Raw genomic sequence first — 18,987 nt, 5'->3', positions numbered from 1 at the left:
CCAGATCGAGCCGTTCGCTGCCAACTTGCCAAATAAGTTTCGATCGAGGGCGATCGCGGCGCTATGCTATGCAAGAAGCGATCGCCAAGTTCGCCGTGAAACTCTCAAGTTTCTGCGTGGCAGCCATGAATCAATATTCAAGTTCTTCGATAATTTCCTAAAGACGGTTGAGGAGTGTCACCCATGACCAAAACGTTGAGCCGACTCCAAATCGGGAAAAAACTAATCGGCTTCGGACGTCATTGTTTAATCGCCGTAGTCGCCCTCGGTGCAGTATTGAGTTTACAGCTTTATCCCCTTTCGAGTCGGGCAGTGGAAGTTAATTCCACGTCAGTCGCTACTGGGAATCAGTGGCAAAATGCTTCGTTCCCCGTCGAAAACTTCCAAGGTTATACCTCTCCCTTCGGCTATCGTCAATCGCCCACAGGCGGTTACAGTCGGGAATTCCATTCCGGTTTGGATATTGCCGCGCCGATGGGCAGTTACGTTCGTAACTGGTGGAGTGGCACCGTCGCCGATGTCATCGATGACGGACGGTGTGGGACGGGTTTGGTTATCCAGTCCGGGGACTGGGAACATATCTACTGTCACATGCAAGGACGCGCCCAAACCGTCCAAGGGCGTCGGGCCCTGGTCGATCGCGCGGGCGGGATCCAAATTTGGGAAGGTCAACAAATCATGGCGGGAACTCGTATCGGTCGAGTGGGAATGACCGGACGGTCTACCGGACCTCATTTGCATTGGGGTTTGAGATATGCCGATGAGTGGTACGATCCGGCCTTAGTGTTGCGGGCGATGTACGGCGAACAAAGACGGCGTATTTCGCAACAACCCTAAAACCCCCCTTACAGGAGCATTCGCATCGAGCGATCGCCTCCAATTTTTACGAGATCTCGGTGCCATCTACATCAGCCGCGATCGTCCGCCTGCATTGGCTTCAACCCGCTTAGGCGGGTTTTGTTTTGCGAACTCCCCTCAGATGGCGAGCGATCGCCCCTACTCGTTCCAACTCTCCAAATCCCAGAGTTCGTCAAGACTTTCATCGTCCCAATCACTGGGGATTTCGAGATCGTCGGGCAGGATTTCGATCGCCTCGGTCTGTTGCGACCCGCTTGGGGGGGGTTCTGATGGTTCCGGTATGTCCAATGTTTCAGTTGCATCCGGTGTTTCTGAGGCTGGCGAGGGCCGTGGTTCGACCTGCTTTTCCAGTTCTCCTAGTGGTTCCGGTTCTTTCCCTGCGATCGCCCCATCGGTCGCCGAGGCGGAACCGCCCCAAAAATCGTCCTCGATCTCGAAATCATCCGGCGCGGGAGGCAGTTGGGGTACGAGAAACGGAGCGTCCGCACTCTCACTTATACTTTCTTCCCTCGATCCGGCTGGGGTCGTGGCTGCGGGGGCGGCTAATTTGACAGGCAGACAGACGGTAAACGTCGAACCGACACCGATTTCGCTTTCGACAAACAGATCGCCACCCATGAGCTGGCATAAACTGCTACTTAACGCCAGTCCGACCCCCGTTCCGCCATAACGGCGGGTGGAAGAAGTATCCACCTGGCTGAACGCCTCGAACAGGTGTTCCATTTGTTCTTCGTTAATGCCAATTCCAGTATCGACGACTTGAAAGACGATCCAACCGTCGTGGTTGACGTCCGAAGTCAGTTCCGAATGGGGCGAAGAGTTGAGGGAGCGAAAATCCGGGGTATCCTGCCAGTTAATTTCCAATTCGATCGCCCCGTGTTCGGTGAACTTGGTAGCATTGACGAGCAAGTGGGTCAGGACTTGTTTAACTTTAGCGCGATCGCCGCGCATGGTGGGTACGCGATCGTCTACATGAATCCCCAAACTATTGTAATTGGCGATCGCCAACGGTTTGACCGTCCCTTTCAACTCCTTAACTAACTCCGAAATCTCAAAGGTCGAGATTTCTAAATCCATCTTGCCCAACTCAATTTTAGAATAATCTAAAATTTGTTCGATCGCGTCGAGTAACTGAATTCCAGCTTTATTAATACTCCCTAAATCATTAACAAATTCTGTCTCTCCCAAACCCAATTCGATCGCATCTTCTTGCAGTAAATCGCTATAGCCGATAATCGCCGTCAGTGGCGTTCTCAACTCGTGGCTCATATTCGCCAAAAACGCCAACTTCGCCTTGTTCGCCGCTTCCGCCGCCGCTTTTGCGTGGTACAACTGAGCCTCGACCCGCTTGCGATCGCTGATATCGCGGGCGAAAATACAATTATATTCTTTGCCGTTAACTTTAAAATAACTAATCGTAATTTCTACGGGAAAAATTGTGCCTTCTTTCGTGCGGTGGCTCGACTCCAACCGCACGGAGCCAAAGGATTTGATTTCCTCCCAATAATCCGGCCAAACTTCCGGGGGCAAGTCGGGATTAATATCGTGAACGGTGAGGTCGAGTAATTCGTCGCGGGCGTAATTGAGGGAAATACAAGCGGCATCGTTGACGTAGAAAAACTGTCCTTCCGGAGTCAGCCAAAAGACTGAATCGGCAGCATTGTTAATCGAAAATTCCAAAACGTCGCGTGCTTCTTCTATACGCTGGCGGCTTTCGATTTCCTCGCGCAATTGGGCGATCGCCGATTGCAGTTGGGCCGTGCGCTCTTCTACCCGCAATTCCAACTCGTCATTGGCTTTTTGTAACGCCGCTTCCGCCTGTTTGCGATCGGTAATATCCAAGCCGACAAACACCGCCGCGTCTCCCTGTTGGTACTTTTGCGCCACGACCAAAAAATGACGGGTCGAATCGCCGAGTGGGATCTGAATTTCGTTGCGATCTTCGCGAGCGGGATTTTCAAAAAATTCCGGAACCAATTGATTGAAATGCGGACTTCCTTGCAAAAATCCAATTTTTTTGCCGATAAAACTTTCGGGGGCGCGATCGAAGGTTTTCGCTAAATAATCGTTAACTCCCAAATAAGTTAAATCCGAACTAAACCAAGAAATACATCCCGGGACGGCGTCTAAAACCGCTTGCAGTTGTTCGTTGGCTTGTTTGAGATTCTCCTGTGCTCGGGCTCGGGCCCGTTGCGAGGTTTCGCTGATGCTGCTTTCGATCGCCAATGCGGTATAGTCGCCGACGGAAGCGGCGAAATTCTGCTCGCCGAGTTGCCAACGGCGGGGAGTGCCCCGGTGTTCGCAGGCGACAAAGCCGACTAATTTACCGCCAATGCGAATCGGGACGCTTAATAGGGATGTAATTTCACTGGGAATTAAATAGGATCGAGCGAGTTCGCTGGCGATCGGATCGGTTTGCGCATCGACGACGGCGATCGCCCGCTCTAAGTCTAAAGCGTGCAGGTAGTCGGGACAATCCCTGGCGCGCAGTTCGTCGATGCTGTTGTTCCTACGGCGATCGTCGGGTGGGGAACTGGCGGTGTAGCGTTCGATACACCGCAAGCGCGATCGCTCGTTATTGTACAGCCAGATGCTGACTTGACTGGTTTTTAAAATATCGGCGGCGGTGGCGCTAATTTCGCGCAAGGCGGCTTTTAAATTTTCTCCTTTTTGGGTTTTGCTGCGGGCGAGTTTAACTAATGCTTGGCTTTGTCGGTGCAGTTCTCGTTCGTTGGCGCGCGATCGTTCTACGGCTTCGTCGGTGTCGGCGTCGGTTGCGAGGGGTGGGGTCGTTTCTGGGTCGATCCGTTCGTCTCTGACGAGCAACAAACCGCCGATGTCACCGCCTTCGTCGGTCCACGGACAGGCTTCCCACTCGACGACGAGTCCACTACCGTCGCGCAACCGATAATGTTCTTGCCATCGTTCCACCTTTCCCGCCAGCACATTTTGGCGCACTCGATCCCAATGTCGTTCGGTTTCGCTTTCGTCTTCGCCGTCAGTTTGGACGACTCCGAGGCGTTGTTTGAATTGCTTGAGGATTTCGGCGTGGGAGCGATCGCCGCAATTGAGAGGGGTTTGGGCGTTTTGTTGCCGATTTTGTCGGGGATTTTGTTGGGAATTTTGTCGATCGTTGTTCGCTTCTGTGGCATCGCGGATCGAGGGAGTCGCCATTTCGTCGAGGGCGCAATCTCTCAGCCACTGACGGGTGACGAGCAAATAGTGCAGTTCGCGATCGAGCAGGGCCACTGCACGAGGCGTGTGGTCCAGAAATGCACGGATGAGATGGAGATTGTCTGGAGCGTACATGGCTCATACCATTGTTGAAGTTGAACGATCGGCAAGTCCGATAAGGGAAATCTACTCAAGGCAGCAGCGAGAATAGACCGAGATGCTGAAGAGGAATAGCGACTCTAATCGATCGGTCAGTTTAACCTACATCGCTCGATGCGGCGATCGCAGCTCGTGCAAAAGCACCGTGATGGCTCTCGCGCCGATTGTTGCACCTGTTTTGGGTCGTGGCAAGTTTATCTATTTTAGATTTTAGATTTTGAAGCTCGGGGTCGAGTACGGAGCGTTGAACATTATTGGCAGATCGGTCGAATCCGAGAGTATATAGGTAGTCTCACTCATCCGTAGCGGCCAACTCGGCGCCGCCGTGGCGATCTTCACCGATAACGTAGCCCTCAAAGGGCTTAGGCTGGGTAGGGGCGTTTCCCCAAATGGGTAGGGGCGTTTCCCCAAATGGGTAGGGGCGTTTCCCCAAATGGGTAGGGGCGTTTCCCCAAATGGGTAGGGGCGTTTCGCGAAACGCCCCTACGAAAGGAGAGGCACGAAGCCCCGTCTCTTTAGAGCGGGGTGCTGAGGAGAATTCGATCTCGAAATCCGCCTGTTGCTGGATATGGCGGCACCCAATCCTATTTTACCGAGTCGAGATCGCCGGCTTCGGGAGCGCCAGAATTTACACGCCTTAATAAAACTAACCAGAATCGTTAAGCTTCATTGCAAATTGAAAAGATCCGCGCCAGGGATGGTAACTTTTTAGGCAGATTCCAGAACTTGCACAGTTAAGGAAGGAGAACACTTTGGCTTCGCATCCGAATCAGCACCACGTTCCTTCGCATCGTGAAGATATCAGCGAGTACGTTGCCCACCTTCAGCTTCACATGGCGTTACAAGCTCGCAACCTCGTTCCCAACTTTACCCAAGCGAAAGACAGTCGAGAGCAGTTGTTAGAGCAAACCCAAGCTCGGTTTGAAAAGCAGGTGTCTCGACAGGCGCTGTGAACATTCGGACAAGACAACAGACGCTCGATCCTTGGGTCTATTCCAAAAAGAGGGCTTTGAGACCCTCTTTTTTTTGCGCTTTTTTTGCGTTCTGACGGGCGGGCGATCGCCCTCGGCGAGTTAGGAAGAGCCTCAGACTTCGATCGTGACCTGCACCGAATCGACTTGCTCGGTGACCCGACAGGCGGTCGTTTCGCCCATGCGATCGAACTCCAAATCTAGGCGTGCCCCACCGACTTTTAAATCGCGCACCACGAGGCGATCGAGGGACGGGGGCAACATCGGCTTAACAATTCGCAAACATTGAGCCTCGGCATCGGGGATCGGATTGACCGCCGCTTGCAACAGGTGAAATAGACTCCCGGCAGCCCAGGCTTGCGGCGAACAGGCGACCGGATAGCGCACCGGGCCTTTTTCCCCAGATCGTTCGTAACCGCAAATCAATTCCGGTAGGCGGTGATGCGGGGATTACTGGCGGCGACGGAGAGGGAAAATCCCGTTTCCGCCACGCTGCTGAGTAAAATGGGCGATCGCCCTTCAATTTGCAATTCGGATCGACTAAAAACCGGGTATCTTGACAGAATAATCCGGTCACAAACTGGTCGTTTCCCGTGCGATCGACGACCATATTGCCGAGGCGATTGACGATCGCAAAAATGTCGTTTTCTTTGACGGTAAAGGTCGGTTTGTGTTGTTGTTCGATCGCCTCGGACCACCGTTCGCGATCGGTTTGTGGCGCAGGAACGAACTGTTTTCCGTGTAAGTCAATCATTGGGGATATGCAATCTGAGAATGCTAGTTAGATCCGGACGAATTCGCTCTTGTGTGGCGATTCCTCGGTCAGATCGATTGACCGCGCCCCAACCCAAGATGAAAAGACCCAGCCCACCGACGCGATGGAACTGGGATAGAAAAAGATCGGACAAAATTGCTAGAAATTCGATCTTACTGGAGTAGGAATCGCAAACACCAGGAGAGAATGACAAAGATTTATTGTTGATTCCGACCGTAAATTTATTGTAGCGGTTCGAGTGAATCTCGCCGAGTTGTTTAAAACTTTCTCAAAAAACTTAAACTTTCATAAAATTTCAACGTATTTATACAAAATAAATGATTAAAATCTAAAATCCAATTCATGGCGCAGGCCACCAAACAGTCAACCTGCGCCAGAACGGATTTAAGCGCCCAACACCCAATGCACTAAGGTTCGCACTCCAAATCCCGTAGCGCCTGCGGCGTTATATCCTTTATCCTTATCGGTCCAAACCGGTCCGGCAATATCTAAGTGAACCCAAGGCGTTTCCTTGACAAACTCCTTGAGAAACAGCGCCGCCGTAATCGCACCCCCCGCGCGCGGCCCGGTATTTTTCATATCCGCGTGTAATGATTTGAGACCCTCGAAATACTTCTGTTCCAAAGGCATCCGCCAGAACTTCTCGCCGCTTGTTGCCGACGCCGCCATGAATTCCTCGGCGAGTTGGTCTTCACTCGACCACAGTCCGGCGATCTCGTCTCCGAGGGCGACGACGCAAGCCCCGGTGAGGGTCGCCAAATCGACGATCGCATCGACCCCTAAATTTTCTGCAAAGACCAACGCATCGGCGAGGGTCAAACGACCTTCGGCGTCGGTATTGTTCACTTCGATGGTTTTACCGTTGGAAGCGGTCAGGAAGTCCCCCGGGTGCATGGCCCGACCGCTAATCATGTTTTCCGTCACGGCGGCAATAAAGTGAACTTCCACGTCCGGTTTGAGTTGGGCGATCGCCTTGGCGGCGCCGAAGGTAGACGCCGAACCGCCCATATCCATTTTCATCGTTTCGATGCCGCTTCCACTGGGCTTGAGATTGAGTCCGCCCGAGTCGAAGGTCAAACCTTTCCCGACGATCGCCAATTTACGACGGGGGCTTCCTTCGGGTTTGTAGGTCAAGTGGATGAACTTCGGCGGTAAGTCCGAGGCTTGGGCGACGCCGAGAAACGCACCCATCCCCAGTTTTTCGCACTCTTCCTTTTCTAAAATTTCCACTTCCAAGCCGTACTCGGCGGCCATTTCCCGGGCCAGTTCGGCCATCGTAATCGCCGTTACCGTATTGGCTGGGGCGGCGACCAATTCGCGGGCTAAATTCACCCCGGAAACGATTTGGCGGGCGCGGGCGATCGCCTCCGGCTGGTCGCCGAGTCCGAGTAATTCCACGGTTTGGAGAACGCCGCCTTTGTCGTCGGGTTCGGATTTGAAGCGGGTATCTTTAAATAAGCCCAACTCGATCCCTTCGACGATCGCCTGCGCCGTCGCTGCCGGATCGTCATGACACGAGGGGAACTGCAACCCCAAGATTTTGCATTTTTCGCGATCGGCGATCCGGGCGGCAGTGGACCCCGCCTGTCTCAAGTTCTCCGCGCTCAGTCGATCCGCAGTTCCCAAGCCGACTAAGATAATTTTGCGAATGGCACAGCCGCCACCGACCCGAGTGACTGCACTGCTGCCGGATTTGCCTTGAAATTCGCTCTCCTCAATCAGTTCGCCGAGGGTTCCGGCGAGTTTTTCGTCCAGTTTGGCTAAATCTCCCGCCAACTCGACCTTATCTTCGAGAAACCCGATTGCCAGGGCGTCTCCACTCCAGTCTGAATACGTTGTTGTCGTGCCTCGGAATTCCATGAATCTTTTTCCCAAAACTAATCGGAGTCGGTCACGATAACAGTATCGATCGAAATTGGGCGATCGCGAAATCCGTAGGCGGGAATTAGGGCTGTCCCCAATCCCCCACTAATAGTTAAAATTGGACTGCTGAAGCGATCGCCGCGTTGAACTGCAAGATTAAGGAGGATGGCTCTTGGTTTCCGAACCCTCCAGCAACCTGATGTCCGATTTTTCCCCGTCGAATCCGTCCCATTCCCCGCCCAATCCTCAAGGTTCGTCCGTTCGCGATCCCGACCGACTCGATCGCGCCGTCCGCCATAAATTTAAAAGTCTGACCGCCGCCAGTGGCGAATTGGCGATGCCGTGCGTTCCGGCGATGCTGCACGAACAAATGCAAATGCTCGAAGGTTTATTACGATCGCTCGGTCAAGATCTCAAAGAGAACGAACTCGCCGGACTGCGCGAAACGATCGCCCGCAAACTCGCCGAAGGCTTCCAAACCTCCCCCCACGCCCGCCTCGTCATTCGCTACACGACCCCCGACCCCACCCAAGGGTTGACTCACGGCTTGAAACTGTCGGCGACGATTCAAATCAAATCCCTCGAACAAAAATATGACGGTTGGGTGAAAAGCCGTAGCGGGCCGCTTTTTGGCAGTCATCCCGACGCCAAGGCGATCGCCGTCGCCCGCCAACTGTCGAACCCTACCCACTCGCCGATTTTAGATATCGGCGCCGGAACCGGACGCAACACGATCGCCCTGGCCCAACTGGGTTATCCCGTCGAGGCGATCGAACTGACCCCTGTTTTCGCCCGTCACTTAGTCAGCGAAGCCAGTCAACAGCAACTGCCGATTCGCGTCATTCAAGGCAACATTCTCGATCCTAAAACGATCTTGCCCTCACAGCATTATCCCTTGATTTTAGTATCTGAAGTAATTTCGCACTTTCGCTCTCTAGACGACGTGAGAATTTTATTCTCTAAAGTCTGTGACGCCCTCCCTTCCGGGGGATTGTTTTTATTTAATGCATTTTTATGCGAGCCGGGGTATATCCCGAGCGATCGCGTCCGCCAAATGGCCGAGGTGGTCTGGTCGTTCCTGCTCACCCGAGAAGAGTTTCGGACTGCGATCGCCGGATTTCCCCTCAAAATCCTCTCCGAGGAATCCGCCTACGAATACGAACGGCAGCACCTCAGCCCCGAAGCCTGGCCCCCAACGGATTGGTTTGTGGGCTGGTCTACCGGACGCAATATTTTTCCCTTTGCGGAAAAACCTCCGGTTGAGTTGCGTTGGATTCTGTGTAGGAAAGAATGACGATCGCGCCCGTGGGAGTCGCCAACCTCAAACCTCCCTCAATCTCAAATCTACAATCTCAAATCTACAATCTAAAATGGTATGACCTCTTGCGCAAAAGACCCAATCGACTCGTTAAAATATATCGTGTTGCTGGTTCGGGACGGTGAATAAGGGAATGTTGGAAAACAGAAGAACGCAAGTGAGTATTGCCCTCGGTTTGAGTCTGTGCGCTTTGTTAGTGGGGGCGACGGTTCCAGTGAGTCAACTGTCGCTGTTCGATCGCGGCGATCGCTCGCTGTTGCTGCAATCTGAAGAAGATGCAGATTCTGCGGTCTTAGCCTTGGCACTGTTAGATCCAGACGCACGGGCCGACGAACTGGCTATTTTAACCGAAGGCGGCGAGAAGCGCGATCGCCTGCGGGCGCGCTACCTGTTGGCAGTCGATCGTCTCAGCCGAGGTCAAGCCGACGGGGCGATCGAAACCCTCGACGGCTTAGAAAAAGACTACGACTTACTCGCCCCTTACATTCTCCTGCAACGGGCAAAAGCTTACGAAACTCAAGGAAATACGGCAAAAGCGACCGAAACTTGGCAAAAACTCGCACAAAGTTATTCGGACTCGCCAGTTATCGCCGAAGCCTACTACACTCTCGGCAAAAACGATCCGAGCTATTGGGACCGGGCGATCGCCGAATTTCCGGCTCACCCCCGCACCGTCGAAATTGCCCGAATCCGGCTCAAACAAAACCCGACCGACCGCGACTTACTCCTGCTCGTGGCCCGACACGGAATTTACCTGCAAGATTACGGCAGCTATTTAGAGCGACTCGTCCAGAATCACGGCAGTCAACTGACCCCGGAACAGTGGGAGGCGATCGCCTTCGGCTATTGGGAAAAACAAGACTACGGCAACGGAGCCAAAGCCTACGCCAAAGCGCCGCGCACCGCAGAAAACGCCTACCGCGCCGCCCGAGGCTTGCAAATTGACGGCAAACGCCAAGAAGCCCGCGAAGCCTATCGCCAACTGATTGCCGAGTTCCCCGACGCGGAGCAAAGCGCCACCGGACTGCTGCGCCTCGCGAGTCTGCTCGATCCGAAAGAAGCCATTCCCTATCTCGATCGCGCGATCGCCAACTTTCCCGACCGCGCCGGAGATGCCTTATTCGAGCGTTCCCGACTCCTCGACAGTCTCGGAAGCAACACCTCGGCCCAACAAGCTCGCCAATCGGTTCTCACCCAATACAGCAATTCCGACGCGGCGGCCAAAATTCGCTGGAATTTCGCTCAAGAGCGGGCGGCGGCGGGGGACTACCAACAGGCGTGGCAGTGGGGACAAGAACTCGGTAACGAAAACCCGGACCACGAACTCGCTCCCCAAGCGGGGTTTTGGGTTGGCAAGTGGGCTCGACGGTTGGGCCGTCAGGAGGAAGCGCGCCAAGCGTTCGAGCATGTTTTAAAACAATATCCCCAATCGTATTACGCTTGGCGATCGGCCCTCTATCTCGGCTGGAATGTCGGCGATTTTACCACCGTGCGCCCCCTCACTCCTCAAGTGGTGCGCCAAACCGAACGGGTCGTACTCCCCGCCGGATCGGACGTTTTGAAGGAATTGTACAAACTCGGGCGCGATCGCGAAGCGTGGAATTTGTGGCAAGTCGAATTTACCAATCGTCCCAGTCCCAGCGTGGCGGAGCAGTTTACCGATGGCGTCATTCGTTTGGGAGTCGGCGACAATTTGGACGCTCTGTTTATGGTGTCGAGTTTGGCATGGCGCGATCGCCCGGAAGAACGGGAGCAATATAAAATCCTCAAACAGCAACCCCATTACTGGGAAGCACTTTATCCATTCCCTTTCCTCGATCCCATCCTCGAATGGTCCCGAGAACGTCAACTCAACCCGCTTTTAGTCACCGCTTTGATCCGCCAAGAATCGCGTTTCATGCCCAAAATTCGCTCGGTGGTCGATGCGACGGGATTGATGCAGGTCATGCCGGAAACTGGGGAGTGGATCGCACAGAAAATCAATCTGAAAGATTACGATTTGGAAAAGCCGGAAGATAATATCAAACTCGGCACCTGGTTTTTGGCGTATACTCACGAGGAATATAACGATAATTCTTTGCTGGCGGTGGCGAGTTACAACGCCGGACCCGGGGCCGTCGCCGGATGGCTCGATCGCTTCGGCTTTGGCGACCCGGACGAGTTTGTGGAAAAAATTCCCTATCCCGAAACGCGCGGTTATGTGGAACACGTGTTTGAGAATTATTGGAATTATTTACGGTTGTACAACCCGCAAATTGCTGAAAAGATGAAGCAACTTTAAGGGGGGCGATCGCCGCAAATTCAACGAGTTGAAAGCCCACTGCACGACCTGTTCCCCTGGCAAATAAGGGAAAATACGGATTCTCAAAGCCCCACCCAGCGACTACATTGAGGATGGATTCTAAGGGGAATTCTATCGAATCATGAGTTTTGAATCCTCTGGTTTAGCCCAGATTCTCGGCGAGCTAGCTAGGCAAGTGAAGCGAAAAGGGACGGGCAAATGGCTGATCGAAGGTGACCGACGCAAGTGGCACCTTTATTTTGTTATGGGACAACTGATCTGGGCAACGGGGGAGTTTCATCGCTGCCGTCGCTGGATTAGAGCCGTCAAACAGCATTGTCCACATTGGGAAATGGATGCGGCGCACTTGTCGGTAGACGAGCCGTGGGAATATCACTTATTACACCACGCGATCGCCCGGGGAAATTTGAATGTTTCCCAAGCGAAACAGGTGATTTCTAGCGTGGCGTTAGAAGTCTTTTTCGACTTAGCCAATCACACCTCCCTTTCCAGTCGCTGGATTGCCGAACCCGCGATCGCCTTCGAGATTCCGATGCAATTACCCCTATCGTCCTCCCAAATCGGACAAGTGTTGCAGAAAGCCAAAACCCTCTGGAAACAGTGGCGAGAGATGGATTTAGGCTATTTATATCCGGATTTAGCTCCGGTGTTGTCCCATCCGCAACGGTTGCAAAATCAGGTCAGTTCCGAGTCGTTTTTAACTCTCAATACGTTGTTTAATGGGGAAAATACTTTGTGGGATCTGGCGATCGAACGGAAACAATCGCCGATCGGCGTGATTCGCACTTTACATCACTTCGTCCAACAAGGCAAAATCGCTTTGCAAGACGTCCCCGATTGCAATTCCCCCTTAGAACAAATTCGCCTCGTTCGCGCGGCGACTCAAGGAAATCCCCCTCAGCGCAAGCGGACGATCGCCTGCATTGACGACAGTCCGGCGATTTCGGAGCGACTCTCGCAAATTCTGGCGCCGGAAGGGTATAAGGTCGTGCAGATTCGCGATCCGATGGAAGGGGTCGCCACCCTCGCGCGCGAGAAACCCGATTTGATTTTCCTCGATGTGGTGATGCCACAGACGAACGGTTACAATCTCTGTACGTTTTTGCGACAAAGTGAGTTATTCCGCAATACGCCGATCGTCATTTTGACCAGTCAAGACGGTTTGCTCGATCGCACCCGCGCCAAGTTGATCGGCGCTTCCGACTTTTTGAGCAAGCCTCCCGAACCGACGAAAGTGCTGCAAATCGTACAAAAGTATCTCGACGAGGAGTCGGCGGTTCCGGGATTTTCCGGCAGTTCGCCCGCGATCGCCTAAAAAGGATTTTAGCTTTGAGATTTGAGATCTAAGATTTGAGATTTTAGATTTTAGAAGTTAGGTTTTAAAAGTTAGATGGGCTTGGGTGATAAGAGCCTTATGTTCGCGGAAACTACATTCGCGGAAACTACAAAATTAAGAAAATTTTACCGATAATAGGATTCAATTTCGATTGAAAAGGGGCGATCGCCGCCACCCCTCCTGGGGCGATCGATCCCGCCTGCGCGAAAAAAATGCTATAACCTGACCAGTCCGGCTTGAAGGGGCGATCGCCCGTAGAAGGAGCCGAAACCCTTTAAACTGATTGTGATTGGAGGAAAAAAAGATGTGTGTGGGTTGTTTGTTTCTCTCCACCTTAATGATTGTCTCTCCCGCTTCGAGTCAGGAGATCGAACCCAACAGCATTCCGATTTCCACCTACAATCAAACCACTCCCTCGATTTTCGCGCGCGAAACCCAAGCGGCGATCGCCACCGTCCTCAATCAACTCCCGAACGAGCCGGAATTCGACCCGATCGCCACCCAATTGAATGCGCTGTACGCGGACTTATCGAGTGCCCAAACCGATCGCGAAGCCGAGGCGATCGTCGATCGCGCCGTCAAAGCCCTTTCCGCACATCTGAAAACCGATCCGAACGCCGCCAAAATCAAAGAAATTTTCTTTGAACTGCGGGAAAATCACTACAATCAACAACGAACTAATCTCTCTTCCATCAACTTATTTGACCGTGGCGATCGCCGAGGAACGACGAGTGCAAACCCCTGGGGTTGGCTGTCATAAATATCACGCTCCTTTAGCGATCGTTACCCGCAAATTTCCCCCTCCACCCGGGTTAAGGGATGGGGGGCGACTTAAAAAATGGCGGTCTTTCTGCTACAATTGCGCGACTTCCACTGACGGCTCGATCCGAGGGCGATCGCGCTCAAATTCAACTCAATTTATAACAATCCTTCAATGGCTCAAACTGGCTATACTTTACCTGTCTTTGCCGTTGCCGCCGCCAAAGCGGCATTAGTTTATCTACTCGAAGATCGCATGTCTCAAGGGGCGATCGCGATCGATTTAATGCCCGAAACCGCAGAAATTCCCGTGCGAGAACTCGCCCGTCTCGATCCCCAGTCTGCTTTAGCCATTACCTTAAGCGATCCGGGGGACAACCTCGATTTAACGCGCAATACACCCATTTGGGCTTGGGTGAAATTAACCGATCGGCTCAAACGACCCTTAATTTTACAAGGGGGCGAAGGCTTGGGCAAAACGGCAACGGGAAAAGCCGCCATTTATAAATATGCCCGTCAGTTATTTGATAATAATTTATCTCCGTTAATTCCTACAGATAAAAGCGCCCACGTTCGTATTATTTTGCCCGAAGGACGCCAACTCGCCAAACGCACTTCTAACGAAGCCTTTGGAATTTTAGAAGGATTGGCACTCTTGGGAACGAGCGGCATTTCTCAGCCGCTTTCCGCCGCCGATCGCCTCGAAGATTTCCGGCAAACGTTACAAGAAAAAGTTAAAACGCATCCGAATTTAGTCTTTTGTTTGGGCAGTAACGGCCAGCAAGTGGCGCGACGGTTGAACATCGATGAAAGCGCCCTGGTACAAACTGGAAATTGGCTCGGTGCCTTGTTAGTAGAAGCGGGATTGCGAGGGGCGCGATCGGTATTATTAATCGGCTATCAAGGGAAACTGATTAAATTAGCCGGAGGAATTTTTAATACGTCCAGTCACGTCGCCGATGGCAAATTAGAAATCCTGGCTTCGGCAACCATTCGGGCGGGGGGCGATCGCGCGGCAGCCGAAGCAGTTTTAGGGGCAAAAACTGCCGATAGCGCCTATCACGAACTCGTCCGATTGGGGTTAGCAAAACCCGTATTCGAGCAACTCGCCGGACAAATTCGCACGAAGGCGATCGAATATGTCAAAAAATATGCCGATGCAAGTTTAGAAATTGGCGTGATTCTTTTCGATCGCAAAGGTCATATTATTGCCAGCGATTCCGCCTTTGAAAACTTAGTGAATCTCTTGCAACAAACCCAAGTTATTGGGGAAGTTTAGCGGTTGCAAGGGAGGGGCGATCGAACCCCTCCGTCGATCTATCTCAGTAGCTAAGTAGATATATTTTAACCCAGTCAACCCAATCCTCTCACTTAAACGGTGAAGCGAGAGGATCTGGGTCTCATTCCCAAACTGCCGACTCTAAAAACCAATAAACCCCTTAAGATCGAGATAGATGGACTTGTCGGGGTTGGGAAAATGAAACGCATCGTTTTAATCACCGGATTTGAATCATTTAACGCCGACTTATACCAAAAAGCCGCACAATTAGCCATTTCTCGCTGTCGGGAACTCGAAATCGAGATTTTCAGCGATCGCGACCTCGCCACGGATCCAGAGGCGATCGCCCGCGCCCTCGACGGCGCCGATGTTTTTTTCGCCAGTCTGCTGTTTGACTACGACCAAGTGCAGTGGTTGCGCGCCAGAGTACAACACATCCCCATTCGCCTCGTGTTCGAGTCCGCCCTCGAATTGATGAGTTTAACCCAATTGGGTCAATTTGCGATCGGCGATCGCCCCAAAGGGATGCCCAAACCCGTCCAATTTATACTCAGCAAATTTTCTAGCGGACGGGAAGAAGACAAACTCGCCGGATATATTAGCTTCCTAAAAACTGGACCGAAACTGCTCAAATTCGTTCCCGTCCAAAAAGTCCAAGATTTACGAAACTGGCTGATTATTTATGGCTATTGGAACGCGGGAGGTAGCGATAACTTCGCAGCGATGTGTTGGACGATCGCCGAAAAATATTTAGGCTTATCTGTCGGCGAAATTCCACCGCCGATCGAAACGCCCAATATGGGATTATTACATCCCGACGCCGAGGGTTATTTTGAATCTCCCCGCGCCTATTTGCAATGGTATCGCCAACGAAAATTGAGCGTCGAACTAGAGCAAAATTCTCCCGTCGTCGGTCTCTTACTGTATCGCAAACACGTCATTACCAAACAACCGTATATCGGACAACTGATCCGCTCTTTTGAAAAAGCAGGCTTGACCCCTGTACCCATTTTTATTAATGGCGTCGAAGGTCATGTCGCCGTGCGAGATTGGATGAGTTCGACCCATGAAATGGCCGAACGAGAACGGGGAAATATCGAAACGCCGTCCCTTTCCCCAGAAGCGGTGGCGGTGGAGGCGATCGTTTCTACGATTGGCTTTCCCTTAGTCGGCGGACCTGCCGGATCGATGGAAGCGGGGCGTCAAGTTGAAGTAGCCAAGCGGATTTTAACGGCAAAAAATGTGCCTTATTTTGTCGCCGCCCCGTTGTTAATTCAAGATATTCATTCTTGGACGCGGCAAGGAATTGGCGGCTTGCAAAGTGTTGTTTTATATGCTTTACCGGAATTGGACGGGGCGATCGATACGGTTCCCCTCGGTGGTTTGGTTGGCAAAGAGATTTATTTAATTCCGGAACGAGTGAAACGACTGACGGGACGGATTAAAAATTGGATCGAACTGAGGCGAACTCCGGCGGGCGATCGCCGCATTGCTATTATTTTATATGGCTTCCCGCCGGGATATGGGGCGACTGGAACCGCAGCTTTATTGAACGTGGCGCGATCGCTCGTGAATTTATTAACTCAGCTCAAACAAGAAGGATACACGGTTGAAGATTTACCGGAAACCGGAGAAGAAATTATCGCGTTAGTGAAAAAAGCGGACGAAGCGATTACCACGAGCGATCGCAAATCCACCTTAGAAAGAGAAAGCGTAGCCAGTCGGCGATCGAGCGCTTTTGTGAATGTCAAAACCTTAGAAAAATGGCTCGGCTACTTGCTCACTCATCGAATCGAGAAACAGTGGAAAGGTCTCAATGAAAGCGGTATCAAAATTTACGGTGACGATCTACAAATAGGCGGCGTTCAGTTTGGTAATATCTGGATTGGCGTGCAGCCGCCACTGGGCATTTCCGGCGATCCGATGCGGTTGATGTTTGAACGGGATATGACGCCGCATCCGCAATATGCCGCCTTCTATAAATGGCTGCAATATCAATTTCAACCTCACGCGATCGTTCACTTTGGAATGCACGGAACCGTCGAATGGTTGCCCGGTTCACCCTTGGGAAATACGGGCTATTCTTGGCCTGATATTCTCTTAGGAAATTTACCCAATCTCTATATTTACGCGGCGAACAATCCCTCAGAATCAATTCTCGCCAAGCGGCGGGGATATGGGGTTTTAATTTCCCATAATGTCCCCCCTTACGGACGGGCGGGACTGTATAAAGAATTGATGGCGTTGCGGGATTTAATTGCGGAATATCGGGAAGATCCGCAGAAAAATTCGGCATTGCAAGAGGCGATTTGTCAGAAGATTGTCGATGCGGGTTTATCTTCAGATTGTCGCTTTGAAGAAGCGCAGAAATTGGGAATTGAATTTACTGTTGAAAATGCGCGCATGTTTAGCGTGGAATCTCTCTATCGCTATTTCATTCGCATTTACGATTACTTGCAAGTCGTCGAACAGCGCCTCTTTTCTTCGGGGTTGCATACCCTGGGCGAACGTCCCAATAGCGAGGCGTTAAAGTCTTATTTAGATGCCTATTTCGATCGCGACTTTCCGGGAGAGGTTATCGAGGCGATCGCCTCTGGAAATGGTAAAGATCCGCTCGATCGCATTGGCGAAAATTCCGACGAAATTCTCCAAATTCGGGATTTACTGATGCAAACTCCCGAAGAACTGACCAATCTTTTACGCGGTTTAAATGGGGAATACATTCCGCCAGCCCCCGGGGGCGATCTCTTGCGCGACGGTCCGGGGGTATTGCCCACAGGGCGGAACATTCACGCTTTAGACCCGTACCGAATGCCCTCCCCGGGGGCTTGCGAACGCGGGCGAGAAATTGCCCGTAAAATTATCGAGCAACATCGACAAGAAAAGGGGAATTATCCGGAAACCGTGGCGGTGATGTTGTGGGGATTGGATGCGATTAAAACGCGCGGGGAATCGTTGGGGATTTTATTAGAATTAGTCGGGGCAGAACCGATTAAAGAAGGAACCGGGCGCATCGTCCGTTACGAACTCAAGCCGTTAGCTGAGGTCGGTCATCCGCGTATTGATGTGTTGGCGAATTTATCGGGAATTTTCCGCGATACGTTTGTCAATATTATTGAGTTGCTCGACGATTTATTCGTGCGGGCGGCGCAAGCGGAGGAATCGGAGGAGGAGAATTATATTAAAAAGCACGCTTTGGCGTTACAAGCGCAAGGGGTTGAGAATGCTTCGGCGCGGTTATTTTCCAATCCGGCGGGGGATTTTGGTTCGTTGGTGAACGACCAAGTGGTCGATGGAAATTGGGAGAATGGGGAGGAGTTGGCGAAGACGTGGGAAAGCCGAAATATGTTTAGTTACGGGCGTAAAGATCGCGGTCGGGCGCGTCCGGAGGTGATGGCGCAGTTGTTAAAAACGAGCGATCGCGTGGTCCAGGAAATTGACTCGGTAGAATACGGTTTGACGGATATTCAGGAATATTATGCGAATACGGGGGGGTTGAAGCGGGCGGCGGAAGGGAAAAGCGGGAAAAAGGTAGAGGCGAGTTTTATTGAAAGTTTCTCGAAAGATACGACGCCGCGCCGACTCAATGATTTATTGAGATTGGAATATCGAACGAAGTTGCTCAATCCGAAATGGGCGCAAGCGATGGCGAATCAAGGGTCTGGTGGGGCTTACGAGATTTCGCAACGGATGACGGCGTTAGTCGGATGGGGAGGGACGGTGGAGTTTCAGGAGGATTGGGTTTACGACCAGGCGTCGGAACGGTATGCGTTGGACCCGGAGATGGCGGCGAAGTTACGGGCGGCGAATCCGGAGGCGTTCCGCAATATTGTGGGGCGGATGTTGGAGGCCCACGGGCGCGGTTTTTGGCAGACGTCGGAGGAGAAATTGGAGAAATTACGCCATCTGTACGCGCAAACCGAAGATGAAATCGAAGGGGTGAAGCCGATGGAATAGGAAGTGGGGGTTAAAAGTGGGCGCATTTGCGCTAAAATCGGCGATGGTTGGGGGCGATCGCGCCGTGGGTTCAAAAATGGTTTGAGAAGATCGATCGCCCTATTTTGGGGTATTTCGAGGGAATATCGGCCCGTTAACTTCACCGAGGAGGGTGCTGCGATCGGTTTCGTAAATTCGGCATACTAGGAAAAGATGGTGTGGAGCCGATTCTCATGCCGTCTGTGCAAATTCGTAAA

The 18,987-nt window shown here is 52.2% G+C and carries 12 protein-coding genes; 8 read left to right on the top strand and 4 right to left on the bottom strand.

The genetic code is table 11. From position 1 onward, the window contains the following. Window positions 1-183: 183 nt before the first annotated feature. A complete protein-coding gene (locus HCG48_RS10525; protein ID WP_168569123.1) occupies window positions 184-837 on the top strand; it encodes a M23 family metallopeptidase in 654 nt (217 codons plus the stop codon). 159 nt (window positions 838-996) lie between these two features. Here HCG48_RS10525 and HCG48_RS10520 read toward each other — a convergent pair whose 3' ends face one another. Next, window positions 997-4,167: a sensor histidine kinase gene (locus HCG48_RS10520; protein ID WP_168569122.1), complete on the bottom strand. Its 3,171-nt coding sequence runs from the start codon at window positions 4,165-4,167 to the stop codon at window positions 997-999. Between the two features lie 776 nt (window positions 4,168-4,943). On the opposite strand from HCG48_RS10520, the gene HCG48_RS10515 reads away from it, so the two are divergent. Beyond that, entirely contained in the window at window positions 4,944-5,144 is a 201-nt protein-coding gene (locus tag HCG48_RS10515) for a hypothetical protein (protein ID WP_168569121.1), read from the top strand. A 132-nt stretch (window positions 5,145-5,276) separates the two neighbouring features. On the opposite strand, the gene HCG48_RS10510 is transcribed toward HCG48_RS10515, so the two are convergent. The 3 genes from HCG48_RS10510 to HCG48_RS10500 all read right to left on the bottom strand — a co-directional run bounded on the left by HCG48_RS10510 (window position 5,277) and on the right by HCG48_RS10500 (window position 7,797). Then, window positions 5,277-5,426, bottom strand: coding sequence for a hypothetical protein (locus HCG48_RS10510; protein WP_168569120.1), 150 nt, complete (start codon window positions 5,424-5,426; stop codon window positions 5,277-5,279). A 4-nt stretch (window positions 5,427-5,430) separates the two neighbouring features. Beyond that, on the bottom strand, window positions 5,431-5,916 hold the full coding sequence (locus HCG48_RS10505; RefSeq protein WP_168569119.1) for a glycogen debranching N-terminal domain-containing protein: 486 nt from the start codon (window positions 5,914-5,916) through the stop codon (window positions 5,431-5,433). 405 nt (window positions 5,917-6,321) lie between these two features. Beyond that, window positions 6,322-7,797: a leucyl aminopeptidase gene (locus HCG48_RS10500; RefSeq protein ID WP_168569118.1), complete on the bottom strand. Its 1,476-nt coding sequence runs from the start codon at window positions 7,795-7,797 to the stop codon at window positions 6,322-6,324. A 175-nt stretch (window positions 7,798-7,972) separates the two neighbouring features. Here HCG48_RS10500 and HCG48_RS10495 point away from each other — a divergent pair, with 175 nt between their 5' ends. The 6 genes from HCG48_RS10495 to bchH all read left to right on the top strand — a co-directional run bounded on the left by HCG48_RS10495 (window position 7,973) and on the right by bchH (window position 18,751). Continuing rightward, the gene (locus tag HCG48_RS10495; RefSeq protein ID WP_246260027.1) at window positions 7,973-9,094 is read left to right on the top strand and encodes a class I SAM-dependent DNA methyltransferase; all 1,122 of its coding nucleotides are present in this window, start codon (window positions 7,973-7,975) and stop codon (window positions 9,092-9,094) included. Between the two features lie 157 nt (window positions 9,095-9,251). Then, window positions 9,252-11,399 carry a transglycosylase SLT domain-containing protein gene (locus HCG48_RS10490; RefSeq protein ID WP_168569117.1) on the top strand — a complete coding sequence of 716 codons (2,148 nt, stop codon included), beginning with the start codon at window positions 9,252-9,254 and terminating at the stop codon, window positions 11,397-11,399. 142 nt (window positions 11,400-11,541) lie between these two features. Beyond that, on the top strand, window positions 11,542-12,735 hold the full coding sequence (locus HCG48_RS10485) for a response regulator (protein ID WP_168569116.1): 1,194 nt from the start codon (window positions 11,542-11,544) through the stop codon (window positions 12,733-12,735). Window positions 12,736-13,060: 325 nt separating this feature from the next. Next, the gene (locus HCG48_RS10480) at window positions 13,061-13,516 is read left to right on the top strand and encodes a hypothetical protein (RefSeq protein WP_168569115.1); all 456 of its coding nucleotides are present in this window, start codon (window positions 13,061-13,063) and stop codon (window positions 13,514-13,516) included. Between the two features lie 174 nt (window positions 13,517-13,690). Beyond that, window positions 13,691-14,794, top strand: coding sequence for a cobalt-precorrin-5B (C(1))-methyltransferase CbiD (gene cbiD, locus HCG48_RS10475; protein WP_168569114.1), 1,104 nt, complete (start codon window positions 13,691-13,693; stop codon window positions 14,792-14,794). Window positions 14,795-14,992: 198 nt separating this feature from the next. After that, entirely contained in the window at window positions 14,993-18,751 is a 3,759-nt protein-coding gene (bchH, locus tag HCG48_RS10470) for a magnesium chelatase subunit H (RefSeq protein ID WP_168569113.1), read from the top strand. Window positions 18,752-18,987: the final 236 nt, after the last annotated feature.

The organism is Oxynema aestuarii AP17, assembly GCF_012295525.1.
GTDB classification, from domain to species: domain Bacteria; phylum Cyanobacteriota; class Cyanobacteriia; order Cyanobacteriales; family Laspinemataceae; genus Oxynema; species Oxynema aestuarii.
Note: the sequence above shows the minus strand (reverse complement) of the source record. Positions and strands in the feature narration are given on the sequence as shown.

Coding starts and splice junctions, on each gene's coding strand:
- HCG48_RS10525 (WP_168569123.1), top strand. CDS start 184: ATGACCAAAACGTTGAGCCGACTCCAAATCGGGAAAAAACTAATCGGC.
- HCG48_RS10520 (WP_168569122.1), bottom strand. CDS start 4,167: ATGTACGCTCCAGACAATCTCCATCTCATCCGTGCATTTCTGGACCAC.
- HCG48_RS10510 (WP_168569120.1), bottom strand. CDS start 5,426: ATGTTGCCCCCGTCCCTCGATCGCCTCGTGGTGCGCGATTTAAAAGTC.
- HCG48_RS10505 (WP_168569119.1), bottom strand. CDS start 5,916: ATGATTGACTTACACGGAAAACAGTTCGTTCCTGCGCCACAAACCGAT.
- HCG48_RS10500 (WP_168569118.1), bottom strand. CDS start 7,797: ATGGAATTCCGAGGCACGACAACAACGTATTCAGACTGGAGTGGAGAC.
- HCG48_RS10490 (WP_168569117.1), top strand. CDS start 9,252: ATGTTGGAAAACAGAAGAACGCAAGTGAGTATTGCCCTCGGTTTGAGT.
- HCG48_RS10485 (WP_168569116.1), top strand. CDS start 11,542: ATGAGTTTTGAATCCTCTGGTTTAGCCCAGATTCTCGGCGAGCTAGCT.
- HCG48_RS10480 (WP_168569115.1), top strand. CDS start 13,061: ATGTGTGTGGGTTGTTTGTTTCTCTCCACCTTAATGATTGTCTCTCCC.
- cbiD (WP_168569114.1), top strand. CDS start 13,691: ATGGCTCAAACTGGCTATACTTTACCTGTCTTTGCCGTTGCCGCCGCC.
- bchH (WP_168569113.1), top strand. CDS start 14,993: ATGAAACGCATCGTTTTAATCACCGGATTTGAATCATTTAACGCCGAC.